The 14,368-nt window shown below is 59.6% G+C and carries 13 protein-coding genes; 7 read left to right on the top strand and 6 right to left on the bottom strand.

Features of this window, described 5'->3' with window-relative positions:
* Nucleotides 1-45: 45 nt before the first annotated feature.
* The 5 genes from OK411_RS05750 to OK411_RS05730 form a co-directional block, all read right to left on the bottom strand.
* The gene (locus tag OK411_RS05750) at nucleotides 46-822 is read right to left on the bottom strand and encodes an ABC transporter substrate-binding protein (protein ID WP_264364561.1); all 777 of its coding nucleotides are present in this window, start codon (nucleotides 820-822) and stop codon (nucleotides 46-48) included.
* A gap of 262 nt (nucleotides 823-1,084) precedes the next feature.
* Nucleotides 1,085-1,537 carry a molybdopterin synthase catalytic subunit MoaE gene (gene moaE / locus OK411_RS05745; RefSeq protein ID WP_016771590.1) on the bottom strand — a complete coding sequence of 151 codons (453 nt, stop codon included), beginning with the start codon at nucleotides 1,535-1,537 and terminating at the stop codon, nucleotides 1,085-1,087.
* A 2-nt stretch (nucleotides 1,538-1,539) separates the two neighbouring features.
* Entirely contained in the window at nucleotides 1,540-1,782 is a 243-nt protein-coding gene (locus OK411_RS05740) for a MoaD/ThiS family protein (protein WP_016771591.1), read from the bottom strand.
* Nucleotides 1,779-2,252: a cyclic pyranopterin monophosphate synthase MoaC gene (moaC, locus tag OK411_RS05735; protein WP_264364560.1), complete on the bottom strand. Its 474-nt coding sequence runs from the start codon at nucleotides 2,250-2,252 to the stop codon at nucleotides 1,779-1,781. Before moaC ends, OK411_RS05740 begins: the two co-directional genes overlap by 4 nt.
* A gap of 240 nt (nucleotides 2,253-2,492) precedes the next feature.
* On the bottom strand, nucleotides 2,493-3,887 hold the full coding sequence (locus OK411_RS05730) for a PhoH family protein (protein ID WP_024011685.1): 1,395 nt from the start codon (nucleotides 3,885-3,887) through the stop codon (nucleotides 2,493-2,495).
* 14 nt (nucleotides 3,888-3,901) lie between these two features.
* On the opposite strand from OK411_RS05730, the gene OK411_RS05725 reads away from it, so the two are divergent.
* On the top strand, nucleotides 3,902-4,048 hold the full coding sequence (locus OK411_RS05725) for a hypothetical protein (RefSeq protein WP_264364559.1): 147 nt from the start codon (nucleotides 3,902-3,904) through the stop codon (nucleotides 4,046-4,048).
* Between the two features lie 177 nt (nucleotides 4,049-4,225).
* Here OK411_RS05725 and OK411_RS05720 read toward each other — a convergent pair whose 3' ends face one another.
* The gene (locus OK411_RS05720) at nucleotides 4,226-5,302 is read right to left on the bottom strand and encodes a polysaccharide deacetylase family protein (RefSeq protein ID WP_413694506.1); all 1,077 of its coding nucleotides are present in this window, start codon (nucleotides 5,300-5,302) and stop codon (nucleotides 4,226-4,228) included.
* Between the two features lie 364 nt (nucleotides 5,303-5,666).
* Here OK411_RS05720 and yaaA point away from each other — a divergent pair, with 364 nt between their 5' ends.
* The 6 genes from yaaA (at nucleotide 5,667) to OK411_RS05690 (ending at nucleotide 14,349) form a co-directional block, all read left to right on the top strand.
* Nucleotides 5,667-6,446 (top strand): peroxide stress protein YaaA, encoded by a 780-nt coding sequence (gene yaaA / locus OK411_RS05715; protein WP_016771594.1) that lies wholly within the window; start codon nucleotides 5,667-5,669, stop codon nucleotides 6,444-6,446.
* 809 nt (nucleotides 6,447-7,255) lie between these two features.
* Nucleotides 7,256-8,572, top strand: coding sequence for a nucleotide sugar dehydrogenase (locus OK411_RS05710; RefSeq protein WP_016771595.1), 1,317 nt, complete (start codon nucleotides 7,256-7,258; stop codon nucleotides 8,570-8,572).
* A gap of 79 nt (nucleotides 8,573-8,651) precedes the next feature.
* The gene (gene alg8 / locus OK411_RS05705) at nucleotides 8,652-10,133 is read left to right on the top strand and encodes a mannuronan synthase (RefSeq protein WP_161806094.1); all 1,482 of its coding nucleotides are present in this window, start codon (nucleotides 8,652-8,654) and stop codon (nucleotides 10,131-10,133) included.
* Between the two features lie 35 nt (nucleotides 10,134-10,168).
* A complete protein-coding gene (locus tag OK411_RS05700; protein WP_024011680.1) occupies nucleotides 10,169-11,338 on the top strand; it encodes an alginate biosynthesis protein Alg44 in 1,170 nt (389 codons plus the stop codon).
* 15 nt (nucleotides 11,339-11,353) lie between these two features.
* On the top strand, nucleotides 11,354-12,871 hold the full coding sequence (gene algK, locus OK411_RS05695) for an alginate biosynthesis TPR repeat lipoprotein AlgK (protein WP_413694505.1): 1,518 nt from the start codon (nucleotides 11,354-11,356) through the stop codon (nucleotides 12,869-12,871).
* Nucleotides 12,868-14,349, top strand: a complete 1,482-nt coding sequence (locus tag OK411_RS05690) for an alginate export family protein (protein ID WP_016771599.1) — start codon at nucleotides 12,868-12,870, stop codon at nucleotides 14,347-14,349. The genes algK and OK411_RS05690 overlap by 4 nt, the downstream gene beginning before the upstream one ends.
* The last annotated feature ends 19 nt before the right edge of the window (nucleotides 14,350-14,368 follow it).

The following is a 14,368-nucleotide window of genomic DNA, read 5'->3' as shown; positions in this document are numbered from 1 at the left end:
ATGCGTTACCCCTGTGGGAGCGAGCCTGCTAGCGAAAGCGCTTGATCAATCGCCGTAGATATCGGTCTTGAAATACTTCTCGGAAATCTTCTGGTACTCGCCATTCGCGCGAATCCCGTCGATGGCGCGGTTCAACTGGCTGACCAGTTCACCGTTGCCCTTGCGCACGGCAATCCCGGCACCCTCGCCGACGTACTTCGGATCCTTCAGCTCCGGCCCGACAAACGCGTAACCCTTGCCACGCGGCATCGACAGGAAGTCATTGAGCGGAATGGTGTCGGCAAAAATCGCATCAAGGCGCCCCGCCGCCAGGTCCATGTAGATCTCTTCGTTGTTGCCGTAGCGCTTGACGTTGATGCCCTTGGGTTCGAACACCTCGGTGGCGTAACGATCAGTGGTGGTCGCGCGCTGCACGCCGACGTTCTTGCCTTTGAGGCTGGCGTACTGATCATCCACCGTAGCGCCTTCCTTCATCACCAGACGCGAAGAAGTGAAGTAGTACTTGTGGCTGAAATCCACCGACTTCTTGCGATCTTCATTGATGGTCATCGACGACAGCGCCATGTCGATCTTCTTCACTTTCAGCGAAGGAATCAGCCCGTCGAACTCACCTTCAACCCACACGCACTTGACCTTCATCTGCGCACACAGGGCGTTGCCGATATCGTAGTCGAAACCGACGATTTCACCTTTGTCGGTTTTCGACGCGAATGGCGGGTAGGCCGCTTCAATGCCGATGCGCAAGGTTTTCTCGGCGGCAAAGGTGCTGGTACAGGCCAGCAAGCTGAAGGCAAGGCCGGTGATGAGGGGGAGTTTCTTCATGTTCGTTCTCTCGCGGGTTGTTGTTGGTTTGGCGAAGAAGAGCAGCTACAAGCGGCAAGCTGATAGCTGCAAGACAGAAGCTTTTTTGTACTTGGAAATCCATACTGGACTCTCAGGTACAAATCGTCAATCGGGTAGAGAAGGAAGGATTTTCGGTGTCGCAGATGATGACTTCGCGAGCAGGCTCGCTCCCACAGGGGAACGCATTCCAATTGTGGGAGCGAGCCTGCTCGCGAAGACTGACTGGAGGGCGCTACAGGAATTACTTCTTCCAGCGATCGGCGGCGGCATGATCACTATCACGTCCTTCGACCCAACGTGGTCCATCGCTGGTATTTTCTTTCTTCCAGAACGGCGCGCGGGTTTTCAGGTAGTCCATGACGAAGGCGCAGGCATCGAATGCGGCCTGGCGGTGGGCGCTGGCGGCGCCGACGAAGACGATCGGTTCGCCCGGTTCCAGCGCGCCAATGCGATGCAGCACTTCCAGTTTCAACAGCGGCCAGCGCTGCTCAGCTTCGACAGCGATCTTGCCGAGGGCTTTTTCGGTCATGCCCGGATAGTGCTCAAGGAACATCCCTGCCACGTCGAGACCGTCGTTGAAATCGCGCACGTAACCGACAAAGCTCACCACCGCGCCAACGCCGACATTGGCCGCGTGCATCGCATTGACTTCAGCGCCCGGATCGAACGGCGTGGCCTGCACGCGAATCGCCATGTTCAGCCTCCGGTCACGGTGGGAAAAAACGCCACTTCGTCGCCATCGACCACCGGCTCATCGAGCTGGCAGAGGTCTTCGTTACGTGCGCACATCAGGTTCTGCTCGCTCAGCACTTCGGCGCCATCACGTTGTGCCAACAGTGCGCGAACGTCATCGACGGTGGCGAAATCGCCTTCAACCGCAACCGAATCCACGCCCAGCGCTTCACGGTAGCGGGCAAAAAATTTCACGGTCAGTTTCATGGCTGCTCCGCCTGGAAGTGGCCGCTCTTGCCGCCGACTTTCTCCAGCAGCCGCACGCTTTCGATGGTCATGCCACGGTCGACGGCTTTGCACATGTCGTAAATGGTCAGGGCGGCGACGCTGGCGGCGGTCAGCGCTTCCATCTCGACACCGGTCTGCCCGGACAACTTGCAGCGCGCGACGATACGCACGCTGTCCTCACCCTCGGCGCTGAGTTCGACTTTGACGCCAGTCAGCATCAGCGGATGGCACAGGGGAATGAGATCGCTGGTTTTCTTCGCCGCCTGAATCCCGGCAATGCGCGCCACGGCGAACACATCGCCCTTGGGGTGGCCGCCGCCGACGATCATCTGCAGGGTTTCAGGGAGCATGCGCACCAGCGCTTGAGCCGTCGCTTCACGGAACGTCACGGCTTTTTCAGTGACGTCGACCATGTTGGCGCGACCTTGGGAATCGAGATGAGTCAGCACGGGATTACTCCTGATCAGGAGCGTGGATTGTAAACCTGTGGGTCAGATATCCGCATCACTGATTATGAAATCACCGTTGCCCCCTGTGGGAGCGAGCCTGCTCGCGAAAGCGGATTCAGATTCACTATAGATGTCGACTGATACACCGCATTCGCGAGCAGGCTCGCTCCCACAGGAGATATGCATTCATCCATAAAAAAACCGGGCGGCTTTAAGGGCCGCCCGGTCTTGTGGGAAGGGTTACAGATGCGATTCGGCGTATTCGGCCAGGATCGAGCGAGGCACCCCTTGCAGGGTGATGTGCACACCGTTGGGGAAGTCCTTGAAGCGTTCGGTCAGGTAGGTCAGCCCGGAGCTGGTCGCGGACAGGTAAGGGGTGTCGATCTGCGCCAGGTTGCCCAGGCACACCACTTTGGAACCGGCGCCGGCACGGGTGATGATGGTTTTCATCTGGTGCGGCGTGAGGTTCTGGCATTCGTCGATCAGGATCAGGCTCTGCTGGAAGCTGCGACCGCGAATGTAGTTGAGCGATTTGAACTGCAACGGCACTTTGCTGAGGATGTAGTCGACGCTGCCATGGGTGTTTTCGTCATCCATGTGCAAGGCTTCGAGGTTGTCGGTGATGGCGCCCAGCCAAGGCTCCATTTTCTCCGCTTCGGTGCCGGGCAGGAAACCGATTTCCTGATCCAGACCCTGCACGCTGCGGGTGGCGATGATGCGGCGGTAACGCTTGCTGACCATGGTCTGCTCGATCGCAGCGGCCAGCGCCAGAATGGTCTTACCGGAACCGGCGGCGCCGGACAGGTTGACCAGATGAATGTCCGGGTCAAGCAACGCATACAGCGCCAGACTCTGATAGATGTCGCGCGGCTTCAGGCCCCAGGCCTCCTGATGCAGCAGCGGTTCCTGGTGCAGGTCGAGGATCAGCAGGCGGTCTTCCTGGATTTCCTTGATCCAGCCGACAAAGCCCTGCTCGTCGATGATGAACTCGTTGATGTGCACGGCCGGCAGGTTGTCGATCAGTTGCACCTGATGCCAGGTGCGGCCGTGGTCCTGACGGGTTTCGACCTTGCTCACGCGGTCCCAGAAGGAGCCGGTCATGTTGTGGTAGCCGTTGGGCAGCAGGGACACGTCATCGACCAACTGGTCGGTGCTGTAGTCCTCGGCGTCGATGCCACAGGCGCGCGCCTTGAGGCGCATGTTGATGTCTTTGGTGACCAGCACCACCGGTTTCTGCGGATCGCGGGTGTGCAGATCAATCAGTTGGTTGATGATTTTGTTGTCGTTCAGGTGCTCGGGCAGAATCAGGTTCGACTCGGCCTGTTTGCTCATCAGAATTGACAGCAAGCCTTTCGGCCCGCCCTTGCCGCGCTGGATCGGCACACCGAGTTCGACGTCCTCGGGGGACGCATCGCCCAGGGTCTTGTCGATCAGGCGGATCGCCTGACGGCATTCGGCGGCCACGCTGTGATGGCCGCTCTTGAGCTTGTCCAGCTCTTCCAGCACGGTCATCGGGATAGCGACGTGGTGCTCTTCGAAATTCAGCAGGGCATTTGGATCGTGAATCAATACGTTGGTATCGAGTACATACAGGATTGGCTGGTTGGAGGAAGGGCTGCGTCCGTGATCATCCATACTCGGTCACCTTTATGGGAGCCATTCGACGCAATACCTTGACAGTGCTGCGCCTCGAGGTGACTGCCGAATTCATCCACGAGGGCCTGGATGAACTGCACACAATAGGAGTCTGGGAAGACGCCACCTGTGTCGCAGGTTTCGGCGGTCTGTCTTCGTAATACTCCAAAACCGATGACATAAAAAAGCACTTTGACGGTTTTTTTAAGTTTATTTTGCAGAGTGACGAAAAGCCCTTGGCGGACTCCCCGTACCCCGCTAAAGTCGGAAGTCCGCCTGCATCGAATTCCTCCTGAAAATCACCCCAAGTCCAATGTTTACGGGCTTTTTCTCATTTCTCAACGAAACGCGTCCTGACAGTCTTCCCAGCCAATCCCGCTCTGCGCAGTCTGGGTGATCAGCCACGGCAGCGACGTCTTCACCGCATCCTGTTTCATGTTGAAATTGATCACCCCGTGCCGCCACAGCAGCATCAGGGTCAACACTCGCTGCGCGCTGGCCGGCCCCTTGAGCTTGCCGGCACCGTCCTGAGCATCGATGTCCCACAGTGCCACTTGCAGGCCCTGGCTATTGAAAAAACCTTGCGCGTCACTGCGGCGCTGGCCATCCGGCGGACGGAACAGCGGCACGTAGTTTTCCGGCAGTTTGTTCTTCACCAGATCGGCGCTGCGTCGCACCGAACCCTGCCAGTCCTGCCAATGGCTGTGGGAGCGGAACTCCCAGCCCTGCACGCCCACGCACTGCCGGGAGAAACTCGCCTGCAGACTGCTGACCGAACGGCCGGTGAGTCGCGCCTGAATATCCTTGCCCAGAACAAAGAACGTTCCGCTCAGATTGGACTTGCGCAGGTACTCGGCCAGCCAGTCGGTGTTGTCCGGTTGCACGTTGGCGGCGCTGTCGAACGTCAGCAGAAACAGCCGGTCGTGCATGTCGTCGCCGTTGCGCTCGTAGTCGCCGAGACGATCGAATTCGTTACTGGTTTGCGGCGACAGCGCGGCCTTGCGCATCAACTCGTCGAGGTACTGCAAATGGAAGATCCGGCTCGGCTCGGCCCACTTGGTGTAATAACTGTCGTCGCTGACGACGAACTTGGCCGCCTGCTCGCGCAGGGTCGGCAGGTCTTCGACGAGGAAGCAGAACGAGGCGTCCTGATCGCAGCTTTGCTGGGCGTGGTTGTAGTTGGCGAGCAAGCGCTGCCAGAGGCGCTGGCGCAGCTGATTGACCGCATCGATATTGACCGTGCGCAGGCCCAGGCGCTGGGCCAGTGCTGCCTCGTCGATGGACTCGGTGCCGAGCAGGCCGCGAGCGAACATGAGGATTTCCGCCCGCGACGCGACGTCGAACAGGGTCGGATTGCTGAGCTGCTCCGGCCAGGTCGTGCGATCCAGCGTCGCCGCGTCGCCGGGCGCCGCCATGGCGCCGAAGCTCAGCAGCCACGCGGTGAACAAAAGAACAATGCGCAAAGGGATGTCTCCATAACAAAACCCGCGCGGCACTATAGCTGATCCTGTCCTGTTCCCCCTCTGCCACGGATGATCGTTCCCACGCTCTGCGTGGTAACGCCTCCCCGGACGCTCCGCGTCCGACGACTGTGACGCAGAGCGTCACGGGCTGCATTCCCACGCGGAGCGTGGGAACGATCATGTAAATCCGCTTTCGCGAGCAGGCTCGCTCCCACAAGGGGTTTGAGTTAAGCCGTCGATCACCTATGGGCTTGATAGCTGGAGTCAACCCGGACAACCCCCTAGAATCGCCCTCACGATTAAAGGAGACGACTTCATGCTGATGGTGATTTCCCCCGCCAAGACCCTCGACTACGAAACACCGCCGGCGACCCAGCGCTTTACCCAGCCGCAGTACCTCGACCATTCCCAGGAACTGATCCAGCAGCTGCGCGAGCTGAGTCCGGCGCAGATCAGCGAGTTGATGCACGTGTCCGACAAGATCGGTGGCCTCAACGCCGCGCGTTTTGGCAGTTGGACGCCGGCCTTCACCCCGGAAAACGCCAAACAGGCCCTGCTCGCCTTCAAGGGTGATGTGTACACCGGTCTGGATGCGCAATCCTTCAGCGAGGCGCAATTCGATTACGCGCAAAAACACCTGCGCATGCTCTCCGGCCTATATGGCCTGCTGCGGCCGCTGGACCTGATGCAACCCTATCGCCTGGAAATGGGCACCAAACTGGCCAACGCCCGTGGCAAGGATCTGTATGCGTTCTGGGGCACGCGCATCAGCGAGTGGCTGAACGAAGCGCTGGCCGAGCAAGGCGATGACGTACTGCTCAACCTTGCATCCAACGAATACTTTTCCGCGGTCAAGCGCAGCGCGTTGAAGGCGCGGATCATCAATACCGAGTTCAAGGATCAGAAGAACGGCCAGTACAAGATCATCAGTTTCTACGCGAAGAAAGCGCGCGGTCTGATGAGCCGTTTTGTGATCCAGGAACGCATCAACGACCCGGCTCAGCTCAAGCAATTCGATGTCCAGGGTTATCGCTACAGCGCCGAACAATCGAAACCTGACAATCTGGTGTTTTTGCGCGACCACGCCCCGGAATAAAGCATGCCCTTTGCACGACTCTTTTCCTCAGGAGTCGTGCAGTCCGCCCGAAGTCAAAATCCCCTCGCGACATATCGCCAAATTCATGGCGCCAATAAAACCACACTCTATTTTCTAATTTTAGTTTCACTCGACACTGAAGTTTTTTTTCAGTAGTGGCACCTAAATTTTTTACCCGTAGTGGCACAAAACTATCGACCCCGGTTTCGTCCCGATAACTAAAGGGCGAAATCGTTAGTGCTATCAATTTGCACCCAGTGCCATCTTCATCAATATTTCAAAAAATTTCGGCTGTCACGATGAGCGGGCTGGAACTATGTCCAAATGCGTTGCTCATACCACCGGTAACGATTCTCGCCGAGTTTGTACGAGATAACTTACGCAGAGCTGATAGCCATGTAACCAAGTTGTCACAGCAACTTGCCTGAGTGACTAACTAGTCTCAAAACAATCGAAGGACAGGAGATACGCACCATTAATATCCCCTACAAAGGCCAAGGCCGCGCCCCTATAAACGTGCTCGCCTGAGCACCTAACTGCTTGATTTACCGGCTCCCTACCGGACGTCGAGCAGGCTACACGACTGCACTAGAGTCTTCCCGCACGGAAGATCGGCTGCATAACAGGGCAAGTCATAACAACAAGGCCTAGTTACGCACATCTTGAGTGCACTTATTAGACACTCGGAACTTTGTATGCCTGCACACGGCATTGTGGCGCCTGTAAGCCGCACTTCCGAGTGCACTAGTGACCGCTGAACACCATTAACTCCGGCCTTCTAAGGCCTGATATATACAGAGGTAATTGCGATGCGCATCAGCATATTTGGTTTGGGTTACGTTGGCGCAGTATGTGCCGGTTGCCTGTCTGCACGGGGCCATGACGTAGTTGGCGTCGATGTTGCCAAAGACAAGATCGACATGATTAACGCCGGCAAATCGCCGATTGTAGAACCAGGCCTGGGCGAACTGCTGCAACAGGGTATCCAGACCGGTCGTCTGCGCGGCACGACCAACTTCGCCGAGGCGATTCGTGATACCGACCTGTCGATGATCTGCGTCGGCACGCCAAGCAAAAAGAACGGCGACCTGGAACTGAACTACATCGAGGCTGTGTGCCGCGAGATCGGTTTTGTCCTGCGTGAAAAAACCACCCGTCACACCATCGTCGTGCGCAGCACCGTGTTGCCAGGCACCGTGGCCAATGTGGTCATCCCGATTCTGGAAGACTGCTCCGGCAAGAAGGCCGGCGTCGATTTCGGCGTTGCGGTCAACCCGGAATTCCTCCGCGAATCCACCGCCATCGCTGACTACGATCAGCCACCAATGACCGTCATCGGCGAGTTCGATACCGCCTCAGGCGACGTTCTGCAATCGCTGTACGAAGAACTCGACGCACCGATCATCCGCAAGGACATCGCCGTTGCCGAGATGATCAAGTACACCTGCAACGTCTGGCACGCGACCAAAGTGACCTTCGCCAACGAGATCGGCAACATCGCCAAAGCCGTCGGCGTCGATGGCCGTGAAGTGATGGAAGTGGTTTGCCAGGACAAGACTCTGAACCTGTCCCAGTACTACATGCGCCCGGGCTTCGCCTTCGGCGGTTCGTGCCTGCCTAAAGACGTGCGTGCCCTGACCTACCGCGCCGGTTCCCTGGACGTCGAGGCGCCGCTGCTCAACTCGCTGATGCGCAGTAACGAATCGCAAGTGCAGAACGCTTTCGACATCGTTGAAAGCCATGAAAAACGCAAAGTCGCCCTGCTCGGTCTGAGCTTCAAGGCCGGCACCGACGACCTGCGCGAAAGCCCGCTGGTCGAACTGGCGGAAATGCTGATCGGCAAGGGTTACGACCTGAGCATCTACGACAGCAACGTCGAATACGCCCGTGTCCACGGTGCGAACAAGGACTACATCGAATCGAAGATTCCGCACGTGTCGTCCCTGCTCAACTCCGACTTCGACTCGGTGATCGACAACTCCGACGTGATCATCCTCGGCAACCGCGACGAGAAATTCCGTTCGCTGGCCCAGGAAGCGCCGCAGGGCAAGCAAGTCATCGACCTGGTGGGCTTCATGTCCAAGGCCACCAGCGCCGGTAGCCGCACCGAAGGCATTTGCTGGTAAGGCAAGCCTCAAGCTTCAAGCCGCAAGCAAAGGCAACACGCTTGCGGCTTGAAGCCTCCATCACCTTCGGATGACGGTTATGACCAAGCTCAAACATTTTTTTCTGCAATCAGCCGGCTGGCTTTTTTATCTCAGTCTGCTGATGGGCCTGGCCTTGATGCTGCCCACGTCCACATTCGACTCCGAGTCGAAGGACTTCATTTTCCTGATTGGCGCCGTGGGTATCTGGCGCTACTCGATGGGTGCAACGCACTTTGTGCGCGGCATGATTTTTCTCTACATCGTTTACCCGCACCTGCGTCGCAAAGTACGCAAGCTGGGTAAAGCGGCCGATCCGTCGCATGTGTTTCTGATGGTCACGAGCTTTCGTATTGACGCGCTGACCACCGCGCAGGTCTACAGCTCGGTGATCCGCGAAGCCATCGACTGCGAACTGCCGACCACCATTGTCTGCTCGATCGTGGAAATGTCCGACGAGCTGCTGGTCAAGGCGCTGTGGGCACGGATGAATCCGCCGGAGCGAGTCAAGCTCGACTTCGTGCGTATTCCCGGTACCGGCAAGCGCGATGGTCTGGCCTTCGGTTTCCGCGCAATCTCCCGCCACCTGCCGGACGACCGTGCCGTGGTGGCCGTGATCGACGGCGACACCGTGCTCGGCGAAGGCGTCGTGCGCAAGACCGTGCCGTGGTTCCAGCTGTTCGGCAATGTCGGCGGCCTGACCACCAACGAGTTCTGCGAAGTGCGCGGCGGCTACATCATGAGCGAATGGCACAAGCTGCGTTTCGCCCAGCGCCACATCAACATGTGCTCGATGGCCCTGTCCAAGCGCGTACTGACCATGACCGGTCGGATGTCGGTATTCAAAGCCTCCGTGGTGACCAATCCGGAATTCATCGCCGACGTTGAAAGCGACTCGCTGCAACACTGGCGTCTGGGCCGCTTCAAGTTCCTCACCGGTGACGACAAGTCGAGCTGGTTCAGCCTGATGCGCCTGGGTTACGACACCTTCTACGTGCCGGACGCCGCGATCAACACCGTTGAGCATCCGCCGGAAAAGAGCTTCATCAAGGCCAGCCGCAAGCTGATGTTCCGCTGGTACGGCAACAACCTGCGCCAGAACTCGCGTGCACTGGGTCTGGGTATCCGCCGCCTCGGCGTATTCACCTCGGTGGTGCTGTTCGACCAGCGCGTGTCGATGTGGACTTCGCTGCTCGGCCTGACCGTCGCACTGATCGCCAGCTTCAAGTACGGCACCGCGTTCATCCTCGTGTACCTGCTGTGGATCGGCATCACCCGCCTGATCCTGACGCTGTTGCTGTCGTGTTCCGGTCACCGCATCGGCCCTGCTTACCCGGCGATTCTGTATTACAACCAGATCGTTGGCGCCCTGGTGAAGATCTACGTGTTCTTCCGCCTCGACCAACAATCCTGGACTCGCCAGCCCACATCCCTGACCCGTGATCTCGCCAGCTTTCAACGTTGGTTCAACACCTGGTCGTCTCGGACCATGACCTTCTCCGCCGGCAGCATTTTTGTCGCCGTGCTGCTGATGATGGTCTGACCCGCTCCTATTGAATTAACAAGGAAATCGCCCCTATGAATACCGCCGTCAACGTCAACGTAGTGCATGAATCCGAAGCCCAGCGCCAGCACGCTCGCGTGAAAATCCCGGCCAAGCTGCGTTTCTTCGGCCCTGACCGGACGCCGCTCGAAGCGCGGGTCCTCGATCTGTCGGCTGGCGGTCTGGCGTTCAACGCCGGGCAGATGCCGCTGACCATCGGCGAGGTGTACAAGGCGCGTCTGCAATTTGTCATCGACAACCTCGGCCTGGCCATGGACGTTGAACTGCAGGTGCGTTCCTTCGATCGTGCCACCGGCCGCGCCGGCTGCCAGTTCCAGAACCTCGAGCCGCAGGACATTTCCACCCTGCGCCACCTGATCACTTCGCACCTGGCCGGCGACATCGTCAGCATCGGCGAAGTGCTGGCGACGCTGCAGCGCGACAACTTCACCAAGGCGCGCAAGAACAAGACCAACGACACCGGCATGACCCCGTTCGGCCGCCTGAAAGCCGTGACCTTCAGCGCCGGTATTTTCGCCGTTGGCCTGGTCGCTGCCGGTTTCATCTTCAAGTCGGTGTACGGCATGTACTTCGTCAGCCACGCCCAGGCCGGTCTGGTCAGCGTGCCGGGGATGAACATCACCATGCCGCGCGACGGCACCGTACAAAGCCTGGTCAAGTCCGACGGCGTTGCCGCCAAAGGCGCACCGCTGGCGACCTTCAGCACCAGCATGCTCGACGTACTCAAGGGCCATCTGGCCGAAGACCAACTGGCCCCGGCCAAAGTTGAAGAACTGTTCGGCAAGCAAATGACCGGCACCCTGACCTCGCCGTGCGATTGCACCGTGGCCCAGCAACTGGTGGCTGACGGTCAGTACGCGAGCAAGGGCGACGTGATCTTCCAATTGGTGCCGCGCAACACCCAGGCCAACGTTGAAGCACGCTTCTCCTATCGCCAGTTCGGCGACGTGCGTCCAGGCACCCCGGTGAGCTTCCAGATCGCCGGCGAAGACAAGACCCGCACCGGCAAGATCGTCAGCAGCACCAGCCTGAAGAGCGCCGACCTGTCCTCCGACATTCGCGTACAGATCCAGCCTGACGAGCCGCTCGACAGCAGCCTGGCCGGCCGCCCGGTGGAAGTGAACAGCGACCGTGGCCCGAACCTGAACTGGCTGATCGACAAAGCCATGGCTGCCGGTCTTTAAGTCGAGGACATGCCTGTGACTACGCATAACTTGAACACACCGCCGACCCTGTGGGAGCGAGCCTGCTCGCGAAAGGGCCAGCGCGGTTTGTCTGAAGTACCGAGTCGACTGCTTCGCGAGCAGGTCGGATCGCCGCACCGTCGCTCCCACATGGGATTGATGGTGTGCTCGCTGGCACTAGCAGTTTCTATGGCCGGTTGCGCCGGGCTGCCCGATCAGCGTCTGGCCAACGAAGCGCTCAAGCGTGGCGACACCGCCACCGCTGCGCAGAATTACCAGCAACTGGCCGATCTGGGTTACAGCGAGGCGCAAGTAGGCCTGGCTGATATCCAGGTCGACAGCCGCGACCCGGCGCAGATGAAACAGGCCGAAGCGACTTACCGCGCAGCGGCCAGCGTGTCGCCGCGTGCCCAGGCACGTCTGGGTCGTCTGCTGGTGGCCAAGCCGGGCTCCACCGAAGCCGAGCACCACGAAGCCGAAACGCTGCTGAAAAAAGCCGCCGCCAATGGCGAAGGCAACACGTTGATCCCGCTGGCGATGCTGTATCTGCAATACCCGCACAGCTTCCCCAACATCAACGCTCAGCAGCAGATCGATCAGTGGCGCAAATCCGGTTACCCGGAAGCGGGTCTGGCGCAAGTGCTGCTGTATCGCACCCAGGGCACTTACGACCAGCATCTGGATGACGTGGAAAAAATCTGCAAGGCCGCGCTCAACACCACCGACATCTGCTACGTCGAACTGGCCACCGTTTACCAGAAACGTGGCCAGCCGGAGCAACAGGCCGAGCTGATCAAGCAGATGCAGGCCGGTTACAGCCGTGGCACCGTCACCGCGCAGCGTGTCGATTCCGTGGCCCGCGTGCTGGCTGATTCGACCCTGGGCAAGACCGACGAAAAAACCGCGCAGGCGCTGCTCGAGCCGATCGCTCCGGGCTACCCGGCGTCGTGGGTCACCCTCGCGCAATTGCTTTACGACTTCCCCGAACTGGGCGACGTCGACCAGATGATGAAGTACCTGGACAACGGCCGCGCCGCCGACCAGCCGCGCGCCGAACTGCTGCTGGGCAAGGTCTACTACGAAGGCAAAATGGTCCCGGCTGACGCGAAAGTCGCCGAGGAACATTTCCAGAAAGCCGTCGGCCGCGAAGTCGCTGCCGATTACTACCTCGGCCAGATCTACCGTCGTGGCTACCTGGGCAAGGTCTACCCGCAGAAGGCTCTGGACCACCTGCTGACCGCTGCGCGCAACGGCCAGAACAGTGCCGACTTCGCCATCGCCCAGCTGTTCTCGCAAGGCAAGGGCACCAAGCCCGACCCGCTGAACGCCTACGTGTTCAGCCAACTGGCCAAGGCGCAGAACACCCCGCAAGCCGATGAACTGGCAGCGACCCTCGAGGCGCAATTGCCGCCCGAGCGCCTGCCCGAAGCCCGCCGCCTGTTGCAACAGGAACAGGCCAGCCGTGGCGCCCTGAACTCGAACACGCTGCAACTGCACGCCCTGCAAGAAGAAGACGGCGAGGAAAAACTATGAAGCTGAACCCATTCGTGAAGGCCGGTATTGGCCTCACCTTCGCGCTGCTCTGGTCTTGCCCGACACTGGCTGCGATGACTGAAAGCAAGAACTTCGGTCTGGAAGTGAAACTCACCGGCCAGTCCGAAGACGACCGTGACCTCGGCACTGCCGGCGGCGGCGATGTCAACGGCGTGGGCCTCGACCTGCGTCCATGGATCTACGGCGAAAGCGGCGCGTGGAGCGCCTATGCGATGGGGCAGGCGGTGACCTCGACCGACATCATCGAGACCGACACCCTGCAACAATCGGACGGCGAACAGACCACCGACAGCGGCGATCGCGAAACCAAGAAAAACTACCTGGCGATGCGCGAGTTCTGGGTCGGCTACAGCGGCTTCACGCCCTACCCTGGCGAGATCCTCAAGTTCGGTCGTCAGCGTCTGCGCAATGACGACGGCCAATGGCGCGACACCAACATCGAAGCGCTGAACTGGACCTTCGATACCACCCTGCTGCGGGCCAACGCCGGTGTTGCCGAGCGTTTCAGCGAATACCGCACCGACTTGAAAGAGCTGGCACCGAAAGACAAGGATCGCCTGCACGCCTACGCCGACGCCGCTTACCAGTGGACGCCAGGGCAGTGGGTCGGCATTCGCGGCCACCACACTCACGATGACGGCAAACTCGATTACGCCGAGCCGGGCGTCCCGCGCGATTCGCTGGACAAGACCGAGAACGGCGACATCAGCTGGATCGGCCTGACTGCCGACAGCGACGCCTACAACTGGCGCAACACCAACACCGTCAACTACTGGGGCAGCATCACCGGCATGAGCGGCGACCGCGACACGGTCAATGCGCTGAACGCCGACGGCACGCGCCCGACACAAGCCAAGCGCAGCGATGACATCAGCGGCTGGGCAGCCGATGTCGGCGTGCGTCTGCGCCTCGATCCGCAGTGGCAAGTCGGCGGTGCATACGCCCGCGCCAGTGCCGATTACGAACAGAACGGTCTGGAGAGCAACCGCTCCAATTACACCGGTACCCGCTCGCGCGTGCACCGTTTCGGCGAAGCGTTCCGTGGCGAAATGAACAACATGCAGACCGCCACCCTGTTCGGTTCGTGGATGGTCAACGACGAGTACGACGCCAGCCTGATCTACCACAAGTTCTGGCGTGTCGACGGCAACAAGCCGGTCGGCAGCAACGGCATCAATGCGGTGGAAAACAACACCGACGACGTCACCGGCGCAATCCTCTCCAGCACATCCTTGCCGCTTGAAGATGGCAACAAGGACCTGGGTCAGGAAATGGACCTGGTCGTCACCAAGTACTTCAAGCAAGGCCTGTTGCCGGCGGCGTTGAGCCAGTCGATCGACGAGCCTTCGGCACTGGTGCGTTTCCGTGGCGGTGTGTTCAAACCGGGCGATGCCTACGGCAGCCAGGTTGATTCCTACATGCACCGCGCATTCATTGACGTGATCTGGCGCTTCTGATGCAAACCGCCAAGGGAGT

Source organism: Pseudomonas sp. RG1, assembly GCF_025910115.1.
Lineage (GTDB): Bacteria > Pseudomonadota > Gammaproteobacteria > Pseudomonadales > Pseudomonadaceae > Aquipseudomonas > Aquipseudomonas atacamensis.
The sequence above is the reverse complement of the archived record's forward strand: the minus strand, read 5'-3'. Positions and strand labels throughout refer to the sequence as shown.